This is a genomic window from Streptomyces hygroscopicus subsp. hygroscopicus (assembly GCF_001553455.1).
Lineage (GTDB): Bacteria > Actinomycetota > Actinomycetes > Streptomycetales > Streptomycetaceae > Streptomyces > Streptomyces hygroscopicus.
Genome location: NZ_BBOX01000495.1, coordinates 1 through 2,156 on the forward strand (window position 1 = coordinate 1; position 2,156 = coordinate 2,156).

Genomic DNA, 2,156 nt, shown 5'->3' on the forward strand with positions numbered 1-2,156 from the left:
CGTCGGGGGCGCTGGGGACGCCCGAGGTGCCGGGGACGTCGGGTGCGCCTGGGTTGCCGGGGGCGCCTGGGGTGCCCGGGGCACCCGGGGCATCGTCCACGGACACGCCGTTCAGCGCACCGCCCCCGGTGCGGTTCGCGGCGACCGGGCCGAGACCGGCCCCGCCCGCGTCCTGGCGCACCGTGCCGACGGCCACGGGCTCCACGACGACCGGTTCGCGGTCCGCCACCCGTACCGAGCCCGTCGGCTCGGTCAGCAGCCGGTGCGGTACGAAGACCACCACCCGGGTACCGCCGTACGCCGACGCCGTGGACAGCTCCACCCCGAATCCCAGCTCCCGCGACCAGCGCCCGACACAGGCGAGCCCCAGCCGGGGCACGGCACCCAGCTGGGCCAGGTCCAGACCGTCCCTCAGCTGCCCCACGGCCTGTTCCAGCACGTCCGGCGGCATGCCGAGCCCCGCGTCGTCGATCTCGATGACCGCGCCCGCCGCGACCTCCCGGACGGCGACCGCGACCTGGGTGCGGGAGGGGGAGAAGACCGTGGCGTTCTCCAGGAGTTCGGCCACCGCGTGCATCAGGCCCTCCACGGCGGGTGCCACCACGTAGAGGGTCTGCCCGCCGTGCACCTCCACCCGGCCGAACTCCACGATGCGCGACTGCGCGCCCCGCACACAGTCGAAGAGCGACACCGGACGGGTCTCCCGCCGCGCGGGCCAGATCCCGCACATCACCAGCAGCGTCTGCGCCTTGCGGGTCATCTGGGCCGCGGCGTGGTCCGCCTTCATGACCTCGGCCATCAGCCGCGCGTCCGCGACATGCCGGCCGAGGCCGTCGAGCACCTGCTGCTGCACCATCGACATGGCGTGCATATTGCGGGCCACGGACTCGAACGACGCCTGGACGGAGTCCCGCAGTATCCGCTCCCGGCGCGCCGCCTCGTCCAGTTCGGTCCGTACGGCGGCCAGCCGCGTGACCTCTTCGCCGCGCTCGGCCGCCAGCGCTCGCTCGCGCGCCGCATTGGCTCGTTCCCGTTCGGAAACGGCTCGTTCTCGCTCGGCCGCCGCACGCGCCTCGTCGCGCGCTCGACGGAGTCTGACCACCCAGGTGAGGCACAGGGATAACACCAGTACCAGCACCGCGGACGCGGCCAGGACGACGGCCCCCGTCCCCGACAGCATCTTTGACACCTCCATCTGGGACACGGCCAGGAAAGGGCAGATACTACTGAGCAACTGATCAGTTTGGACCGGTAGTTGCCAAACTCTCATGAGTGAGGAGCGGCGTCCGCACCGGGGTCAGCGCCCGGCCATGTCCGCCCGCGGACGACGCGGCGCAGGAGTACGGCGGTCGCGGCGGCCCGCTCCTGAGCCGTCGTCCGGCCCATGGGGACGACGGCACCGGCCCGGCGCGCACCGCCCGCCGGGCTCTGTCCGTGCTTTCCCCGACGTGGTCCCCCTGGTGGTCAACGTGGCGCGAGGGTGGTCAACATGGCTCGAGGTCTGGTGGCCTACGTGACATTCGGGGTCGAATGGGCCTACGACCAGTGGCTGTCCTGAGCCGTGAGACGGCGGCCGGGAAAGCGTACGACGAGGGAAGGCGTTCACGAGGCATGTCGATCATCCACAAGACCACGCTCACTCCGACCAAGTTGGAGCTGCTCACCGCCTGGCTGCCCGCGCAGCCGTGGTACGCCGCCACGGGGCGCGCCCCCGAGCTGTCCAAGGCCGGTGGCTTCCGGCTCGACGACCCGAAGGGCGACGTGGGCATCGAGTTCATGGTGGTCCAGGACGCCTCCGGGGACCGGCCCGCCTGGTACCACGTACCGATGACCTACCGCGCGGCGCCGCTCGACGGGGCCGATCGGGCCCTCATCGGCACGACCGAGCACGGGGTGCTGGGGCGGCGGTGGGTGTACGACGGGCCGCACGACCCGGTGTTCGTCACCCAGTTGCTCGCGCTCCTCCAGGGCCGTGCCGAACCGCAGGCGCAGAGCGTCTCCCACACCCCCGACCCCTCCGTCACGGCCGAGGTGACCGGGGCCGGTTCCGACGTTCTGGCCGGGGCCGGTCCCGACGTCCCGGCCGGGGCCGCCGAGGCGCCGGCCGTCGCCGACGGGCCGGACGCCACCCGCCTGGTGGTGGCCGGCGGGGGCCC

2 protein-coding genes are annotated in these 2,156 nt (G+C 73.2%); one reads left to right on the top strand and one right to left on the bottom strand.

Annotation, left to right across the window (positions count from 1 at the left end; translation table 11 throughout):
* On the bottom strand, positions 1-1,180 hold a 1,180-nt coding region (locus tag AXW62_RS37140; protein ID WP_107406393.1), incomplete at its 3' end, for an ATP-binding protein.
* Positions 1,181-1,611: 431 nt separating this feature from the next.
* Between AXW62_RS37140 and AXW62_RS37145 the strand changes: the two genes are divergently transcribed.
* The coding region (locus AXW62_RS37145) for a maltokinase N-terminal cap-like domain-containing protein (RefSeq protein ID WP_060948273.1) at positions 1,612-2,156 on the top strand (545 nt) is incomplete at its 3' end.